This window comes from Mesorhizobium sp. B2-4-6, from assembly GCF_006442775.1.
Taxonomy (GTDB): Bacteria; Pseudomonadota; Alphaproteobacteria; order Rhizobiales; family Rhizobiaceae; genus Mesorhizobium.
In genome coordinates this window covers 78,534-95,242 of the sequence record NZ_VFVI01000003.1, presented here as the reverse complement: position 1 = coordinate 95,242, position 16,709 = coordinate 78,534, and the positions used below count along the sequence as shown (strand labels likewise).

The window sequence follows — 16,709 nt, the reverse complement described above, 5'->3', positions numbered from 1 at the left end:
TTATCCGCGCCGTCAATGCGTCTCCCGCAATGGGAAACTCATGACCACGGACAATCCGGGATTGGCGGGCAAAAGATCAAGCCTTCCGTTGTGGAAAGTCATGATTGCCTTGGCCAGGCTGAGACCCAGGCCCGAGCCCGGCTGCGATCGGCTCTTTTCCAGGCGCACGAAACGCTCCGTGGCTCGGGCACGATCGGCGTCGTCCGGAATGCCGTGGCCGTTGTCGCTGACGGCAAGCTTGATCTCGTTGCCGATGCGCTCCAGCGCCACACGCACTTTCGGCGTCTCGGCGGCGTCGGTCGAGTATTTGATGGCGTTGTCGACGATGTTGGACAGCGCCTGGCCGATCAGCTCGCGGTTGCCGTTGATGGTAAAGGCCTCGGGCACTGTCGCTTCCAGCGCGACGCCCGCCTCTTCCGCCACCGGCTCGTAGAGTTCGACGACGTCGCTCACCGTCGCGGCGAGGTCGACGGGACCGGTCTGTTCCGAGGAATAGCCAGCCTCCAGGCGCGAGATCATCAGGATGGCGTTGAATGTCTTGATGAGCTGGTCGGACTCCGCGATCGTGCCTTCCAGCGCCTGGCGGTAATCTTCCGTCTTGTGCCTGCCGGCGAGCGTCGCCTCGGCGCGGTTGCGCAGCCTGGTCAGCGGCGTCTTCAGATCATGGGCGATGTTGTCGGAGACCTGCTTCAGCCCCTCGTTCAGCATGGCGATCCTGGCCAGCATCGAATTGAGGTTCGCCGACAGGCGGTCGAATTCGTCGCCGGCGCCGGTGACCGGCAGCCGTCCGGACAAATCGCCGCCCATGATGCGGCGGCTGGCGTCCGAGACGCTGTCGATGCGCTTGAGCGCCGCGCGCCCGACAAAGAACCAGATCAGGATGCCGCCAAGCCCCATCATGCCGAGCGCCAGGGTCAGCGCGCGGCTGATGACGGCGCGGAAGCGCTCGGGCTCGCCGAGGTCGCGGCCGACCAGCATGATCATCTGGTTGGGCAGTCTCAACACCAGCGCGATGGCGTTGTGGCCCTTTTCCCCCGTGGACTGGGGGCTGTTGCTGCTGTCGTTGGCCGGAGGCGTGGCCTGGTCCGAACCGCCGCTGCGCAGCCGATCGAGCTCGCCCTCGCCGAAGCGCTGGTAGGAAAACGGTTCCGTCGTCCAGCCCTCGGTCTCTATGACCCCCGGCTCCAGGCTCTGCACATTGCCGGTCAGGATCTGGCCGTTGGCGTCGGCGATCAGGTAAAGATTGGCGCCGGGCTGGCGCGAGCGGGCCTCGACGACGCGCACCAGCACCGGCAGGCCGCCGCGCTGATAGGCGCGGGCCAGGCCCAGCACCTCGTCGTTGATGGTCTCCTGCGTCTGCGCGGTCAGCATGCGCGCCGACAGCGACGTCATGTAGAAGACGAGCAGCACGGCGCAGAGCGCGAAAAGCAGAAGATAGAGCGCCGAGAGCCGGGCCGCCGTCGTCTTCATGATGGCCGGCAGGGAGAGAGCCATCTGTGGCTTCACCCGCCCTTCAGCATGTAGCCGGCGCCGCGGATCGTGTGCAGGATCGGCTTGTCGAAGCCTTTTTCGATCTTGCCGCGCAGGCGCGAGACGTGGACGTCGATGACGTTGGTCTGCGGATCGAAATGATAGTCCCAGACATTTTCCAGAAGCATGGTGCGCGTCACCACCTGCCCGGCATGGCGCATCAGATATTCGAGCAGGCGGAACTCGCGCGGCTGTAGCGTGATCTCGCGGCCGGCGCGCTTGACCGAATGCGACAGCCGGTCGAGCTCGAGATCGCCGACGCGGTAGACGGTCTCGGACTCGCGCGCGCTGGCGCGGCGGTTCAGCACCTCGACGCGGGCAAGCAATTCGGAAAATGCATAGGGCTTGGTGAGATAATCGTCGCCGCCGGCGCGCAAGCCCGTGACGCGGTCGTCGACCTCGCCCAGCGCCGAAAGGATCAGCACCGGCGTGGTGTTGCCGCGCGAGCGAAGTGCGGCGATCACCGAAAGGCCGTCACGGCGCGGCATCAGGCGGTCGACCACCATCACGTCATAGTCGCCGGCATCGGCGAGCGCGAAGCCGGTCTCGCCGTCGCCGGCGACATGGGCGGTGTGGCCCGCCTCGGCGAAGGCTTTCTGCAAATAATCCGCCGCCTCGCGATCGTCTTCCATGACGAGAATCTTCATGGAGCCGTTATACGCGATTTCACCGGAAGTTTGAGAGGCAGTCATTCTTCGTGCCTTGCCTTCATTAGTCGCATGTCTTCTTCCCAAAACCGGCAACCACTTTTGGGCGACATGCATTTCGTTCCGCATGTCGTGATCCCAAAACCGCTACCCACTTTTGGGCGACATGCATTTCGTTCCGCATGCCGTGATCCCAAAACCGGTACCCACTTTTGGGCGACATGCGATAAGCGGCAGCGGGTGATGGGAAACCCGCTGCCGCCAGGAGCGAAACACGGTGACTGACTTACGTGCTCGGCCCCATGTTTCCCGGCGGCGGCTCGGGGGTGTTGATACCGCCGCAGGGAAAAGTTGAAAGTTGAAGATCAGCCCTTGCCGACCGGCAGCGCGACGAAGCGGTTGGAGTCGTCGCGGGTGATCTGCATCAGCACGGCCTTGCGGCCGGCCTTGGCGGCATCGGTCATCGCCTTGGACACGTCGTCGGTGGTGTTCACGTCGTTCGAATTGATCGAGGTGATGACGTCGCCGGGCTGGATGCCGCGGTCGGCCGCGTCGCTGTCGGGATCGACGTCGGTGACCACGAGGCCCTTGCCGTTTTCCGCCTTGGTGACGGTCAGGCCGAGATCGGCCAGCGTGTCGGCCTTGGCGGCGGGCGCCGACTGCTTGTTGTTGTCGTCGTTCGAGGCCTGCTTGTCGCTTGCCGGCAGCGTGCCGAGATCGACCTTGACCGTCTCGTCCTTGCCGCTGCGCCAGACGGTGACATCGACGGATTTGCCCGGCGCGAATGCACCGATCATCCGGGCGAGTTCCTTGGGCGAGGCGACATCCTTGCCGTCGATCTGGGTGATGACATCGCCGGCGACGATGCCCGCCTTCTTGCCCGGACCGGAATCCTGGGCGCTCGAGACCAGCGCGCCCTTGTCCGATTTCAGGCCGAGCGACTCCGCGATGTCGGAGGTGACCGGCTGGATCTCGACGCCGAGCCAGCCGCGCTGGACGGAGCCGCTCTTCATCAGGTCCTGGACGACCTGCTTGGCGGTCGAGGCCGGGATGTCGAAGGCAATGCCGACGCTGCCGCCCGACGGCGAGAAGATAGCGGTGTTGATGCCGATCACCTGGCCGTTGAGGTTGAAGGTCGGACCGCCCGAATTGCCGCGGTTGACCGAGGCGTCGATCTGGATGAAGTCGTCATAGGGGCCGGCGCCGATGTCACGGCCGCGAGCCGAGACGATACCCGCGGTGACGGTGCCGCCGAGACCGAAGGGATTGCCGACCGCAACCACCCAGTCACCGATGCGGACCTTGGAGTCGTCGGCAAAGTCGACATAGGTGAACTTGTTGCCCCCGCCATCGACCTTGAGCACGGCAAGATCGGTGCGCGGATCGGTGCCGATCAGCTTGGCGTCAAGCTCCTTGCCGTCATTGGTGACGACACTGAAGTCCGAGCCTTCCGAAACCACATGGTTGTTGGTGACGAGATAACCGTCTTCCGAGATGAAGAAGCCCGAGCCCTGAGCGACCGGACGCGGCTCGCCATTGCCATGGTCGCGATGGTTGAAGCGGCGCATGCCGAACTGGCCGCCCTGACCCTGGTCGCCGAAGCCGCGGAATTCCTTGAAGAAGCGGCGCAGCTGCGGATTGTCAGGCAGGTTGTCGAAACCGTCCTGATCGTCCGAGCCGTTGTCGGCCGTCGGTTGGATCTTGGCCTTGACCTTGACGCTGACGACCGCCGGCGAGACGTGCTCGACGACATCGGCGAAGCTCGGCATCTGCGGGGCTTCGACGCGCACGGCATCAGCCAGCACGGGGGCGGTGCCGGTTGCGATCATGCCCGCGCCAACCGTGCCGACAAGGGCCAGGGAAGCGACGGCGGCCATCAGGCGCTTTCGGGTGCTGGAAAATGAATTGGGGGCGTTATTCATGGGGGTTCTTATCCTCTATCGACGTGGATGCGCTCAGGCGAAGCATCCTCGGGCAAGAGGATTAGAGAGCCGCACATTACGGCGCCATTTCCGGTACATGAAAGTTTTGTAATGTTGGACCGCAGGCGTGGTCTATTCGCGGCGCAGGATCGAGTCGAGAGCCGCCTGTTCCTCTGCCGAAAGCGCAGCTGTCGTCGAACGGCGCGAGCGGGCGCCGATGACGATGAAGGCTCCGCCAACGAGCAGCAGGAGCAGCGGCGTGCCCCACAACAGCGCGTTGCGCAGGCTGAACCGCGGCTTGAGCAGCACGAACTCGCCATAGCGCGAAACGATATAGTCCATCACCTGCTGGTCGGTGTCGCCGGCGACGAGGCGCTGGCGCACCAGGACGCGCAGGTCCCGGGCAAGGTCGGCATCGGACTCGTCGATCGACTGGTTCTGGCAGACCATGCAGCGCAGGCCTTCGGACAGCGCGCGCGCCCTCGCCTCCAAGGCCGGGTCCTGCAAGACTTCGTCAGGCTTCACCGCCTGGGCCGCGCCGGCGAAGAACAGCGCCAGCAGCAGGACCAGCGAGGCGAGTGAAAACCTTGCTTTCACGTCGGGGTCGCCAAGGCCGCGGCCGGCTTGCGCCGCTTCGCCGGCGCGCCGACGCGCAGGCGGCGGTCGAGCAGCGACATGGCCGCGCCCGCCATCATCACCAGGCCACCGCCCCAGATCAGCGTCACCAATGGCTTCCACCACAGGCGCACGACGACGGAGCCGTCGTTGTTCTCGTCGCCGAGCGACAGATAAAGCTGGCTCAACCCAATCGTCCTGATGCCGGACTCCGTCGTCACCGTCTGGCGCACCGGATAGAAGCGTTTCGCGGAGGTGATTGCGCCATCGGCGTTGCCGTCGGCGCCTATCATCAGGAAGCGGCCGCGATCCTCGGTGAAATTCGGACCTTTCTGCGGGGAGAGCCCTTCGAAGCGCAGCGTATGGCCGGAGAGCTCCACCGTCTCGCCGGGATGGATGGAGAGGATTTCCTCGGTGCCGAAGGAGAGCGTGCCGACGATGCCGAGCAAGGTCAGCCCAAGACCAAGATGCGCCAGCGCCGTGCCGAAGACCGAGCGCGGCAGGCCGACGAAGCGGCGCAGCATGACGGCCGGCGCCACCGAACCGAAACCGGATTTGACGGCAAGGTCGGTCAGTGCGCCGGCGACCAGCCAGACGGCGAGGCCGACGCCGAGTGCTGCGAAGACCGAGGCGCCGTCGATGAACAGGCCGGTGACCAGCATTGCGGCGATCGCCAGGGCGAAGGCCGCCATCAGCCGCTGCGAAGCGGCAATGACGTCGCCGCGCTTCCAGGCGAGCAAGGGGCCGAACGGCACGATCGCGAGCAGCGGCAGCATCAGCGGGCCGAAGGTCAGGTCGAAGAACGGCGCGCCGACAGAGATCTTGCCGCCGGTGATCGCCTCCAGCGCCAGGGGGTAGAGCGTGCCGACCAGCACCGTCGCCGTGGCGGTGGTGAGAAAGAGGTTGTTCAGCACCAGCGCGCCCTCGCGCGAGATCGGATGGAACAGGCCGCCCGCCGTCAGCCGCGAGGCGCGCAGCGCAAACAGCGCCAGCGAGCCGCCGATGAACAGCGTCAAGATGCACAGGATGAAGACGCCGCGCGCCGGATCGGTGGCGAAGGCGTGCACCGAGGTTAGCACGCCGGAACGCACCAGGAAAGTGCCCAGCAGCGACAGCGAGAAAGTCAGGATGGCGAGCAGCAGCGTCCAGATCTTCAGCGCCGAGCGCTTCTCCATGACGATCGCCGAATGAAGCAGCGCGGTGCCGGCGAGCCAGGGCATGAAGGAGGCGTTCTCGACCGGATCCCAGAACCAGAAGCCGCCCCAGCCGAGCTCGTAATAGGCCCAGTAGGAACCCATGGCGATGCCGCCGGTGAGGAACATCCAGGCGACCAGCGTCCAGGGTCGCACCCAGCGCGCCCAGGAAGCGTCGATGCGCCCCTCGATCAGCGCCGCGACCGAAAAGGAGAAGCAGATCGAGAAGCCGACATAGCCGAGATAGAGCATCGGCGGATGGATGGCGAGGCCGAGATCCTGCAGGATCGGATTGAGGTCGCGGCCCTCGATCGGCGCTGGGTTGAGGCGGATGAATGGATTGGACGTCGCCAGGATGAACAGGAAGAAGGCGGCGCCGATCATGCCCTGCACGGCCAGCACATTGGCCTTGAGCGTTGACGGCAGGTTGTTGCCGAAGACCGCGACCAGCGCGCCGAAGAAGGTCAGGATCAGCACCCACAGCAGCATCGAGCCTTCGTGGTTCCCCCAGGTGCCGGTGATCTTGTAGATCATCGGCTGCAGCGAATGGGAGTTCTCCCACACGCTCGCCACCGAGAAGTCGGAGCCGGCATAGGCGCTGGCAAGGGCGGCGAAGGACAGCGCGGTCAACGCGAAGCCGGTGACCGTCACCGGACCGCCGACCGCCATCAGGCGCTGATTGCCGGTGCGGGCGCCGACGAGCGGCACCAGCATCTGCACCAGCGACAGAGCGAAGGCCAGCACGAGCGCGAAATGTCCGGTCTCAACCATCAATTTGTGCTTTCCTGCCAGACGCCCTTGGCCTTCAGGCCGTCGGCGACTTCCTTGGGCATGTAACGCTCGTCATGCTTGGCCAAAACGCTGTCTGCGACGAACACGCCGTCCGGGCCGAAAGCGCCCTCGGTGATGACGCCCTGATCCTCGCGGAACAGGTCGGGCAGGATGCCGGTATAGGTGACCTTGACCGATTTCTGCTTGTCGGTGACCGAGAAGGCGACGGTGGCGCCCTGGCCGCGCACGATGGTGCCCTTCTCGACGAGACCGCCGAGCCGGATGCGTTGTCCGGGCGGCAAACTCGCCGTGGCGAGATCGGCCGGCATGTAGAAATAGGAGGCCTTCTGTCCAAGCGCATAGAAGGTGAGGCCGGCAGCGGCGCCGAGGAAAGCCAGCCCCGCCATGATCACCGACAATCGCTTCTGCTTGCGCGTCATTGCCTTACTCCGTCGCCGTTACGCCGAGCGAGGTGGCGAAGGCGGTGAATTTCCTGGCCTGTTCACTGTCCGCCCCGAAGGCGGCGACAGCGCGGCCGAGCGCGGCCCGCGCCTGGTCGGCCTTGCCAAGCACGACATAGGAACGGATGAGCCGCATCCATCCTTCCTCGTCACGCGGATTCTGCTTCAATTTGTCGTCCAACCCGGCGACCATGGTCTCGATCATCGCCTTCCGGTCCTGCGGCGACATCTGTTGCGCGGCTTCCACCTGCTGCGCGTCCGGCCCGTTTGCCGGCGCGGCCTCGGCGACAGCCGGTTCGCCGGCCTCGGCAAGCGCCTGCTGAACGGCGTTGCGCCAGGGCGAATCCGGCGCGAGCTGGCCGAGCATCTTTTGCCAGGCAGCAACTGCCTCGGCCTTCCTGCCTTCCTGGGCGAGGCCGACGCCCAAGTAGAAATTCGCCTTGGCGTTGGCCGGATCGAGCTTCAGGGCTGCCTCGAAGGCGCTTTGAGCGTCGGCCGAAACGATGCCGCCGGCAGCACTGGCGATCGCCTCGCCGAGACCCGACTGGCGCACGGCGCTGTCGCCGTCGAGGCGGATGGCGTTGCGATAGGCGGTCACGGCGTCAGGAAAGCGCTGCAGCCGAAGATAGATCGGCGCCAGCACATCCCAGCCCTTGCCGTCCGACGGATTGGCGGCGAGATGGGCTTCGGCGCGGGCGACCAGTTCGTCGACCGAGGCATCGGCCGGGTTCTTGGCCAGACGTTCGCCCAGCGGCTGCGAGGGCAGATCGGGAGAGCCGAGCATCCCGTAGAGTCCCCAGCTCAGCAGGGGAACCGCAAGCACGGCCACGCTGGCGACCCATCTGGCGCCGCGCGCGGGCCTGGGCGTCGCCGCGCCCGGCTCTGCAGCCGAGCCCAGACGCAGGATGCGGCGGCCGATCTCGGCACGCGCCTCCTCGGCCTCGCCCGGCTGGATCAGGCCGCGCGCCATGTCGCGGTCGAGCTCGGAAAGCTGGTCGCGATAGACTTCGAGATCATGATCGCCAGCCGGCGACGCGCCCTTCATGCCGCCGGTGAGCGGCAACAGCACCGCCAGGCTGGCGCCCAGCGTGAGGATTGCGGCTATGACCCAGAACAGCATGCCTATTCCAATAGCGGCAGAGCCCTGCCCTGCCAACACGACCATCGTGCGACGCTTTGACGGCAGGCGCCGTCGGCCACAGGCCTAATTCCGTTCGAAAGCCGTCAGGTCAGCGGCGTCCAGCTGCCATCGGCGTTGCGGCAGGCGGTGCCGCGCGCGGTGACGCCGGCGCCGCTGGTATAGACGGTGTGGGTGTACTGGCGGCAATCCTGCGAGCCGACCCGGTAGGGCTGGGCGGCGACGACCTCGCCATAATGCGAGGAGTTGTCGCTCTTCCACGTCACTTTCTGGCCACTGGTGTTGTATTCCAGCGCCTTGTACTCCGCTTCCAGGCCTTTGCGCTTTTCGGCATCGCTGAGGCCCGAGCCGACCGATCCGCCGATAAGCCCGCCATTCATGGCCGAAACGATGCCGGTCGAGACCTTGCCGCCGGCGGGCGGCGTGGAAACAGGCGTGACCGGAGAGGTTGGACCGCCCCTGCCGAGCGTCGTGCAGCCGGAAACGGCGAGCAGGGCGGAAACGAGCGCGACGCGGATCTTCATGCCAACAACCGGTTCTCTTGAGCGGGATGAGCTGGGGGCCGCGTCATCGGGGAGGACATCGAGCCCATAGTGTTGATATTTGTCGGAAATTTGGCCGCCAGCCCTTGCTCGAAAATCGATAAAAAACATCATTGAAGGCTCCGCAATCTCACCACCGCCCTCAAGCCGCCCATGCCGGACCGTTCCAGCGCCAGCCAGCCTCCATACTCGTTGACGAGGTCGGCGACAATGGCGAGCCCGAGCCCTGTTCCCGGCTTCGTCTCGTCGAGTCTCTTGCCACGCTTCAACACCTCCCGCGCACTGTCCTCGGGAATGCCCGGGCCGTCATCCTCTATAACGATTTCAAACAGGTTGCCGCTTCCCGAAATAGTGGCGATCGTCACGGCGACGGCGCCTTTGGCCCATTTCATCGCATTGTCGAGTAGATTGCCGAGCAGTTCCTCGAGATCCTCGCGCTCGCCGGCAAAGACGATCTCCGCCGGCGGCAGCGACAGCGTCAGCCTGGTTTGCGGGTTGAGTTTCCGCAGCACGCGCACCATGCGCTCGACCAGCGGCGAAACCGGCGTGCGGAAGACGACGCTGTCGCGCTGCGCGGCGACGCGGGCGCGCTGCAGATAGTGGTCGACCTGCCTCTGCATCGAGGCCGCCTGCTCGGCGATCAACTGGCCCTTGGCGCCGCCGAGCGCCCGGCCCTCATTGATCAGCACGGCGAGCGGCGTCTTCAGCGAATGGGCAAGGTTGCCGACCTGGGTGCGCGAGCGCTCGACGATGCGCCGGTTGTTCTCGATCAGCGCATTGGTCTCGTTGGCCAGCGGCTCGATCTCGGCCGGGAAGCTGCCGTCGAGCCGCTGGGCGGTGCCTTCGCGCACCATGGCCAGCGCATTGCGGACCCGGCGCAAAGGCTGGAGACCTAGGAGGATGGCGATGGCGTTGATGGCGATCATGCCGACGCCGAACAGCGACAGATAGGTGAGCAGGCGGCGCTGGAAGCTGGCGATCTCCTGCTCGAGCTCGCTGTGGTTGCCCATGACGCGGAAACGGGCGGCGCGGTTCTTCGCGTCCAGCACGAACTCGCTCTCGAAAACTTCGAGCTGCTCGCCCTTTATGCCCTCCATCGAATAGCTGCGCTGGAAGTTCGAGTTGAAGGGCACTTCAGCGACGCTCGGCGACAGGAGTGAAGTCGTCATCGAGGAGGAATGGATTTCGCCATGCACGCCTTCGGAAGCAGGCTCGACCGACCAGTACCAGCCGGAATTCGGCTCGGAAAAGCGCAGGTCGCCGAGGTCGGGCGAGCCGGTCAGCGCGCCGTTGTCGGAAATGCCGACGGAACCGATCAGGTTGAACAGATGCGCCGAAAGCAGGCTGTCGAAGCCGCGTTCGCTGGCCTGGCGGTAAAGCGTGGTGATGAGGGTGAAGATGACGACCAGCGTCAGGATCGCCCAGATGGTGGAAAAAGCGATGACGCGGAAGGTCAGAGAGCGCGGCCAAAGCCGCAGTCTCGAGAGCCGCGCGCCTGTGGTTGGCTTCAGCGGTTCCGCGTCACGCCTCCGGCTCACGCATGCGATAGCCCATGCCACGCACGGTTTCGATCATGTCGATGCCCATCTTCTTGCGAAGCCTGCCGACAAACACCTCGATGGTGTTGGAATCGCGGTCGAAATCCTGGTCGTAGAGATGCTCGACCAGCTCGGTGCGCGACACCACCTCGCCCATATGATGCATCAGATAGGCGAGCAGCCGGAACTCGTGCGAGGTGAGTTTGAGCGGCACGCCGTTGACGTCGGCCTTGGACGCCTTGGTGTCCAGGCGCAGCGGCCCGCAAGTGAGCTCGGACGAAGCATGACCGGCCGCGCGGCGGATCAGCGCCCGCACCCGCGCCAGCACCTCCTCGATGTGGAAGGGTTTGGTCACATAGTCGTCGGCGCCGGCGTCGATGCCGGCCACCTTGTCGCTCCAGCGGTCGCGCGCTGTCAGGATCAGCACCGGCATCTTGCGGTCGCCGCGGCGCCAGCGCTCGACGACGCTGATGCCGTCCATCTGCGGCAGGCCGATATCGAGGACCACGGCATCGTAAGGCTCGGTGTCACCAAGGAAGTGCCCCTCCTCGCCGTCGTAGGCGCGGTCGACGACATAGCCGGCGTCGACCAGCGCGTCGGCCAGCTGCCGGTTGAGATCCTTGTCATCCTCGACGACGAGCACGCGCATGGGTTGAAGCCTGTTGCTGGGAGACGTATAGGCCGATTCCGCCGGCCTGGGAAACGAGTGAGGTCAGCCCATCGGGACGACGATTTCCGAGCGGCGCGGACGCTGTCCGTCCTTGCCGGGGACCAGCACGACGATGACGCAGACCTGCTGACCGCCCCGCGTCGCCTGCGAGGCCTTGGCCAGCGTGCCGCCATTCTGCGCGGCGACCTGCTGGCCGATGGCATAGCAATCGCCGGCGGCAAGCACGACCGGTTGGTCGACCGACGGGTCGATGACCGGCATTGCCGTCGTCTGCGACGCAAAGAGGCCGGCTGCGGCAAGCGCCAGCACTGCTTTGCGGACATGGGAGCCAAGGTTGTTCATGATCACGGTTCTAGCCCATATGGGCTGAACGTGAAATGAACGGTGAACAATCGAAAATCCATGCCCGCCATTCCCCCTGCGCGAGACAAATGAATGCACTCTTGTGGACGCCAGTGCACTCGCCAGAGGCTCCCTGGTTCCGGATGCAAATTCATAGCCGGAAAATCAGTCGGCCCGCTACGCTTTTCGGATGCGGATTCTCCATCCAGCCCTAGCTAGTGCGTTTCACCGTTTCACGGAAACGGCGAACCGCCCTATCTCTCTAATTTAACGCAATTCCGGACGGAAAACCGATCACACTTTTCCTGGAATTGCTCCGGTGTGGGAACGCCGGACGACCATGGAGCATGCCATGATGCGCGAGGATATTGCCGATCTCTATCGGGGCTACATCGCCTGCCTGAACGACCAGGAGTGGGACAATCTCGGCCGCTTCGTCGGCGATGAGGTGCAGTATAATGGCGAGACGATCGGGCTTTCGGGTTATCGCCGCATGCTGGAAGGCGATTTCGAGGCCATTCCCGACCTGCGTTTCAACATCGAGTTCCTGATTTCGGAGCCGCCGCGCGTGGCGGCGCGACTGCATTTCGACTGCCGGCCCAAGGGCGTGCTGTTCGGCCTGCCGGTCCACGGAAGGCGGGTTTCCTTCGCAGAGAACGTCTTCTACGAATTCCACGACCGACGGATTCGCGAGGTGTGGTCGGTCATCGACAAGGCCGCCATCCAGGCGCAGCTCTGAGGTCCGCCAGCCTCTCAGGCGTCTTCCTGCGTCAAGGCGTGGAAGCGCAGCAATCCATGATGGACCGCAAGGTCCTCGTCATAGCGCGCCTCGGCGAATTCCAGCGACAGGCGCGTCTGACCGCGCGAGCCGATGGAAAGTGCTGCGCCATCGAGGCGCGCCTTGATGCTGTCCATGATGAGGCGTGTCTCGACCTCGCCTTGAGCTTTCGACCAGACGTGCAAGGTGATCAGTTGGTCGCCATCGTTGTCGGCGCCGGTGTCCAGGTCGAAGGCACTGGTACGGCCGTAGGTCACGTGTGGAAAGGCGGCCTTGTCGTTCGCCTGTTCGAGCAGGCCAGCGCCGCCGAGCAGCGCCGATAGCGACGCATCGGTCTTCAGCCTCAGGAACAAGGCCTGCATCAGATCGCCGGGCGCCGTCATCTACCGTCCATCGCCAACACATGTCTCCGTGCCGCGGCCCGACAACGTAGCCGCGCTCGCGATCCGATGCCAGATCGCGAATCGTCTTGACTATAGCGTGAAGGGCGAAGGTCTCGAATTTATTACGTTTTCGTCAAATCATGAGACCGGCGCCGCGCCACCCTCCTCGGTCCGCTTGGCAATGAACTCGTCGAGCACGCCCGCGGTGGCGGCAGCGGAGGCCGGCGGCTGGAAATCGGAAAGAATCCGCCTCCAGATACCGGTCGCGCGCTCCGTCGCGGTCTTCGAGCCGGATTGTGTCCAGTTGCCGAAATTCGACCAGTCGGCCACCACCGGCTCGTAGAAGGCGGTGCGGTAGCGCGCCATCGTGTGCGCGGCCGAGAAGAAATGGCCGCCAGGCTGCACTTCGGCGATCGCTTCGAAGCCGATAGCGTCGGCATCGCCCGGCGTCGTGGCGCAAAGCTCAGCGACCGTCTGCAGCGCTTCGATGTCGGTGATCAGCTTTTCCAGGGAAACGCTCAGGCCGCCTTCCAGCCAGCCGGCGGCGTGGATGCAGACGGTTGCGCCGGCAAGCACCGAGCCCCACAGCGCGAACTGCGTCTCGTGTGCCGCCTGTGCATCCGAGACGTTGGCGGCGCTGCCGCCGCCGGAGCGCCAAGGCAGACCGGTGAAACGCGCAAGCTGGCCCGCGCCGAGCGTGGCCTTGACATGCTCCGGCGTGCCGAAGGCCGGAGCGCCCGACTTCATGTCGACATTGGACGAGAAGGAGCCATAGACCACCGGCGCGCCAGGCCGCACGATCTGCGCGAGCGTGAGGCCGGCCAGCGCCTCGGCATGCTGCAAGGTCAGCGCGCCGGCAACCGTGATCGGCGCCATCGCGCCTGCCAGGCAGAAGGGCGTGATGATCGATATCTGGCCGGCGCGGGCGAAGTCGATGATGCCCTGCGCCATCGGGATGTCGAGTTGGCGCGGCGAGTTGGTGTTGATGACCGTGTAGCTATGGGCGCTGCCGGCAAACTCGTCTTCGGACAGGCCGCGCGCCAGCCGAATCATCTCGAAACTGTCCTCGACCTGAGGCGTGCCGCGGGCAAAGACGAAGGGCACCTTGTCGGACAGCGTCAGTTGCGCCCGGCCGGTGGCATAGTGGCGAAAGCGCGTGTCGACGTCCTGCGGCTCGACGCAGGGGCCGAGCATATGCAGCACGTCGAAATGCTGGATCAGCTTGATGAATTCCTCGAAGGCCTGGAGCGTGCCCGGCCGGCGGCCGCGCTCGAGATCGGTGACGTTCGGGGCGCCGGAGCCGGCCAGGAAGGTCATCGAGCCGAGCTCGAGCATCAGATCCCGCGAGCGGTCGCCGCCAAGGGCGGGAATCGCGCGCGGCGCCGCGGCAAGTGCTGCCTCGACCATGTCGCGGCCGATCCTGACCATCTGGCTGTCTTCGTCGACCAATGCGCCGGCCCTGGCGTAGATGGCGCGGGCCTCGGGCAGCAGCACCTTGATGCCGAGCTCCTCCAGCACGCGCAGCGCGGTAGCGTGGATCGCGGCGACCTGGTCGTCGGAAAAGATCGGCTGCGGCAGGAAGGGGTTCTTCAGCGACCGATAATTCGGATGCCGGCTAGACTCGCTGCCCGCCTCGCCGGTGCGTCCCCGCCGGCGCTCGCGCCTGAGATCACGTGCGGCCTCGTCAATCATGGCGGTTCCTCCTCATTGCCGCATCGCCTTGCCTTCAGCGTCGTAGGGCGAGGCCGCGATGACGCGCGCCGGCCGTTCGACCCCGACAATGTGTACGGAAAGCTCGGTGCCCTCCCCGGCGAAATCGTCATCGAGCAACGCCAGGGCGACGCTCTTGCCGAGCGTGTAGCCGTAGCCGCCGGAAGTGACGAAGCCGATGCGCCGGCCCTTGGACCAGACCGGCTCGAAGCCGCTGGCATCGGCGTCGACAGCGTCGACCTCCAGCGTCACGATACGCCTGGAAACACCGGCCTCACGCTCTTTCAGCGCCGCTTCGCGGCCAATGAAATCGCCCTTGTCGAAGGCGATGAAGCGGTCGAGCCCGGTCTGGCCGGGTGTGTAGCCTTGCGTGAATTCGCGCGACCAGATGCCGAAACTCTTTTCCAGCCTGAGCGAATTCAGCGCGTAATAGCCGATCTCGGCGAGGCCGAGGTCCTCGCCGGCGGCAAGCAGCGTCTCACGCAGGCTCGAATGCAGGGTGGCCGGGCAGTTGATCTCGAAGCCGAGCTCGCCGGCAATGGACAGCCGTGCGACCCGGGCGCGTGCCATGCCGATGTCGAACGCGCCGCAAGCCATGAACGGCAAGGCTGCCGCAGAGATGTCCTGATGGGTGGTGCGTTCGACGATCCGGCGTGCGTTCGGACCAGTGACAAGGAAGCCGGACATGGCGTCCGAGATGTCGGCGATGGAGACGCCTTCGGCGATGTGCGCCTCGAACCAGCGCATGTGGAATTCGCGCAAATAATAGGAGCCCATGATCCAGTATTCTCCGCCGCCCCAGTTGAGCACGGTGAGATCGCCCTTCAGCCGGCCGTCGGACCCAAGCATCGGCGCCAGCTTCGCGCGGCCGGGCTTCGGCAGCCGGCAGGCGAGCAACCGGTCGAGCCAGGCCTCGGCGCCGGCGCCCGACACGGCATAGCGCGAGAAGGCCGTGGTATCGACGAGGCCGGCGGCGCGGCGGACCTGCAGCACCTCGTCGCCGACAATCTCGAAAGCGTTGGAGCGCTTCAGCGTCGTCTCCTCGCGGAAACCCATCGGCGCGAAATAAGCCGGAATCTCCAGGCCCCACGACGCCGTCCATTCCGAGCCGGCGGCGCTCATGCCGTCATAGGCGCCCGGACGCTTCAGCGGCCGGCCGGCCGGCAGGCGCTCGTTGGGGAAGGTCATGACGAAGCGGCGGGCATAAAACTGGCCCGTGGTCTGCCGCAGATACTCGCGGTTGGCGGCGAAGGCGCCGTAGCGGGCGATGTCCATGCCGAAGATGTCGGCTTGCGGCTCGCCGTGGATCATCCACTCGGCCAGCGACTTGCCGACGCCGCCGCCCTGGCTGAAGCCGGCCATGACGCCGCAGGCGACCCAGTAGTTCTTCAGCCCCCTGACAGGGCCGACCAGCGGATTGCCGTCCGGCGTGAAGGTGAAGGCGCCGTTCACCCATTTGCGGATGCCGGCCTTCGCCAGGCAGGGAAAGCGCTGATAGGCCCTGGAGAGCTCCGGGCTGATGCGATCGATGTCCTCGGGGATCAGCTCGATGCCGTAATCCCAGGGCGCGCCGTCCATGTTCCAGTGTTTCGGGTTCTGCTCGTAGACGCCGAGCAGCACGCCTTTGCGCTCCTGACGCAGATAGGAGAAGCCGTCGAGATCGACGGCGAGGCCGAGCTCCTTGTCGAGGGCGGCGACTTCGGGAATGTCCTCGGTGACGAAATAATGATGCTCCATCGGCGTCACCGGCAGGTCGACGCCGGCCATCAGCCCAACCTGCTTGGCCCACAGGCCGCCGGCATTGACGACATGCTCAGCAACGATCGTGCCGTTTTCGGTGACCACGTCCCAGCCGCCATCGGCGCGTTGTTTCAGCTCGATGACGCGGTTGCGCAGGATCACATCGGCGCCGCGCTTTCTGGCAGCGCCAGCATAGGCGTGCGTGGTGCCATAGGGATCGAGATGGCCCTCGTTGGAATCATAGAGGCCGCCGAGCACGTCGCTGACATCGACGATCGGGCAGATCTCCTTGATCTCCTCGGGCGTCACCAGTTGGGCAGTCTCGATGCCGACCGACTGAAACACCGCCCAGGCCGATTTCAGCCATTCCCAGCGCTGCGGGTCGCTCGCCATGTTGACGCCGCCGGTCATGTGCAGGCCGGCATTCTGGCCGGACTCGGCCTCGATCTCGCGGTAGAGTTTGATCGTATAGTCCTGCAGCGCCGCGACATTGGGATCGGCGTTGAGCGCGTGGAAGCCGGCGGCCGCATGCCAGGTCGAGCCAGCCGTCAGCTCGGCGCGCTCGATCAGCGCGACGTCGCTCCAGCCAAACCGCGTGAGATGGTAGAGCACCGAGGCGCCGACCACGCCTCCCCCGATGACGACTGCCCGATAATGCGATTTCACGAGCCTCTCCCTCTCGTTGGAGGCTCTTAAGATACATATCCTGTACACATGTGTCTAGACACT

The 16,709-nt window shown here is 65.3% G+C and carries 15 protein-coding genes; 1 reads left to right on the top strand and 14 read right to left on the bottom strand.

All coding sequences use genetic code 11. The features are described from left to right. Positions 1-12: 12 nt before the first annotated feature. The 11 genes from FJ957_RS10390 to FJ957_RS10340 form a co-directional block, all read right to left on the bottom strand. A complete protein-coding gene (locus tag FJ957_RS10390) occupies positions 13-1,494 on the bottom strand; it encodes a HAMP domain-containing sensor histidine kinase (protein WP_140831038.1) in 1,482 nt (493 codons plus the stop codon). 8 nt (positions 1,495-1,502) lie between these two features. Then, on the bottom strand, positions 1,503-2,177 hold the full coding sequence (locus tag FJ957_RS10385; RefSeq protein ID WP_040991372.1) for a response regulator transcription factor: 675 nt from the start codon (positions 2,175-2,177) through the stop codon (positions 1,503-1,505). Positions 2,178-2,542: 365 nt separating this feature from the next. Next, positions 2,543-4,099: a Do family serine endopeptidase gene (locus tag FJ957_RS10380; RefSeq protein ID WP_140831036.1), complete on the bottom strand. Its 1,557-nt coding sequence runs from the start codon at positions 4,097-4,099 to the stop codon at positions 2,543-2,545. A gap of 132 nt (positions 4,100-4,231) precedes the next feature. Then, on the bottom strand, positions 4,232-4,696 hold the full coding sequence (locus FJ957_RS10375; RefSeq protein ID WP_140831035.1) for a cytochrome c-type biogenesis protein: 465 nt from the start codon (positions 4,694-4,696) through the stop codon (positions 4,232-4,234). After that, on the bottom strand, positions 4,693-6,678 hold the full coding sequence (locus FJ957_RS10370) for a heme lyase CcmF/NrfE family subunit (protein WP_140831033.1): 1,986 nt from the start codon (positions 6,676-6,678) through the stop codon (positions 4,693-4,695). Before FJ957_RS10370 ends, FJ957_RS10375 begins: the two co-directional genes overlap by 4 nt. Beyond that, positions 6,678-7,118: a cytochrome c maturation protein CcmE gene (ccmE, locus tag FJ957_RS10365; protein ID WP_140831031.1), complete on the bottom strand. Its 441-nt coding sequence runs from the start codon at positions 7,116-7,118 to the stop codon at positions 6,678-6,680. Before ccmE ends, FJ957_RS10370 begins: the two co-directional genes overlap by 1 nt. A gap of 4 nt (positions 7,119-7,122) precedes the next feature. Further along, positions 7,123-8,259 carry a c-type cytochrome biogenesis protein CcmI gene (gene ccmI, locus FJ957_RS10360; RefSeq protein ID WP_140831029.1) on the bottom strand — a complete coding sequence of 379 codons (1,137 nt, stop codon included), beginning with the start codon at positions 8,257-8,259 and terminating at the stop codon, positions 7,123-7,125. A gap of 104 nt (positions 8,260-8,363) precedes the next feature. Continuing rightward, positions 8,364-8,801 carry a hypothetical protein gene (locus FJ957_RS10355; protein WP_140643565.1) on the bottom strand — a complete coding sequence of 146 codons (438 nt, stop codon included), beginning with the start codon at positions 8,799-8,801 and terminating at the stop codon, positions 8,364-8,366. A 128-nt stretch (positions 8,802-8,929) separates the two neighbouring features. Next, positions 8,930-10,357, bottom strand: a complete 1,428-nt coding sequence (locus FJ957_RS10350; RefSeq protein WP_140831027.1) for an ATP-binding protein — start codon at positions 10,355-10,357, stop codon at positions 8,930-8,932. Further along, positions 10,341-11,006, bottom strand: coding sequence for a response regulator transcription factor (locus FJ957_RS10345; RefSeq protein ID WP_027164846.1), 666 nt, complete (start codon positions 11,004-11,006; stop codon positions 10,341-10,343). The genes FJ957_RS10350 and FJ957_RS10345 overlap by 17 nt, the downstream gene beginning before the upstream one ends. A gap of 63 nt (positions 11,007-11,069) precedes the next feature. After that, positions 11,070-11,369: a hypothetical protein gene (locus FJ957_RS10340; RefSeq protein ID WP_140831025.1), complete on the bottom strand. Its 300-nt coding sequence runs from the start codon at positions 11,367-11,369 to the stop codon at positions 11,070-11,072. Positions 11,370-11,721: 352 nt separating this feature from the next. Between FJ957_RS10340 and FJ957_RS10335 the strand changes: the two genes are divergently transcribed. Further along, the gene (locus FJ957_RS10335; protein WP_181177638.1) at positions 11,722-12,108 is read left to right on the top strand and encodes an ester cyclase; all 387 of its coding nucleotides are present in this window, start codon (positions 11,722-11,724) and stop codon (positions 12,106-12,108) included. Positions 12,109-12,122: 14 nt separating this feature from the next. Here FJ957_RS10335 and FJ957_RS10330 read toward each other — a convergent pair whose 3' ends face one another. The 3 genes from FJ957_RS10330 to FJ957_RS10320 all read right to left on the bottom strand — a co-directional run bounded on the left by FJ957_RS10330 (position 12,123) and on the right by FJ957_RS10320 (position 16,646). Then, entirely contained in the window at positions 12,123-12,530 is a 408-nt protein-coding gene (locus FJ957_RS10330) for a DUF3168 domain-containing protein (RefSeq protein WP_140831023.1), read from the bottom strand. A 138-nt stretch (positions 12,531-12,668) separates the two neighbouring features. Continuing rightward, positions 12,669-14,222, bottom strand: coding sequence for a trimethylamine methyltransferase family protein (locus FJ957_RS10325; protein WP_140831021.1), 1,554 nt, complete (start codon positions 14,220-14,222; stop codon positions 12,669-12,671). Positions 14,223-14,234: 12 nt separating this feature from the next. Further along, on the bottom strand, positions 14,235-16,646 hold the full coding sequence (locus FJ957_RS10320) for an FAD-dependent oxidoreductase (RefSeq protein ID WP_140831019.1): 2,412 nt from the start codon (positions 16,644-16,646) through the stop codon (positions 14,235-14,237). Positions 16,647-16,709 lie beyond the last annotated feature (63 nt).

Coding starts and splice junctions, on each gene's coding strand:
- FJ957_RS10370 (WP_140831033.1), bottom strand. CDS start 6,678: ATGGTTGAGACCGGACATTTCGCGCTCGTGCTGGCCTTCGCTCTGTCG.
- FJ957_RS10380 (WP_140831036.1), bottom strand. CDS start 4,099: ATGAATAACGCCCCCAATTCATTTTCCAGCACCCGAAAGCGCCTGATG.
- FJ957_RS10335 (WP_181177638.1), top strand. CDS start 11,722: ATGATGCGCGAGGATATTGCCGATCTCTATCGGGGCTACATCGCCTGC.
- FJ957_RS10330 (WP_140831023.1), bottom strand. CDS start 12,530: ATGACGGCGCCCGGCGATCTGATGCAGGCCTTGTTCCTGAGGCTGAAG.
- ccmE (WP_140831031.1), bottom strand. CDS start 7,118: ATGACGCGCAAGCAGAAGCGATTGTCGGTGATCATGGCGGGGCTGGCT.
- FJ957_RS10340 (WP_140831025.1), bottom strand. CDS start 11,369: ATGAACAACCTTGGCTCCCATGTCCGCAAAGCAGTGCTGGCGCTTGCC.
- FJ957_RS10345 (WP_027164846.1), bottom strand. CDS start 11,006: ATGCGCGTGCTCGTCGTCGAGGATGACAAGGATCTCAACCGGCAGCTG.
- FJ957_RS10390 (WP_140831038.1), bottom strand. CDS start 1,494: ATGGCTCTCTCCCTGCCGGCCATCATGAAGACGACGGCGGCCCGGCTC.
- FJ957_RS10325 (WP_140831021.1), bottom strand. CDS start 14,222: ATGATTGACGAGGCCGCACGTGATCTCAGGCGCGAGCGCCGGCGGGGA.
- FJ957_RS10385 (WP_040991372.1), bottom strand. CDS start 2,177: ATGAAGATTCTCGTCATGGAAGACGATCGCGAGGCGGCGGATTATTTG.
- ccmI (WP_140831029.1), bottom strand. CDS start 8,259: ATGCTGTTCTGGGTCATAGCCGCAATCCTCACGCTGGGCGCCAGCCTG.
- FJ957_RS10355 (WP_140643565.1), bottom strand. CDS start 8,801: ATGAAGATCCGCGTCGCGCTCGTTTCCGCCCTGCTCGCCGTTTCCGGC.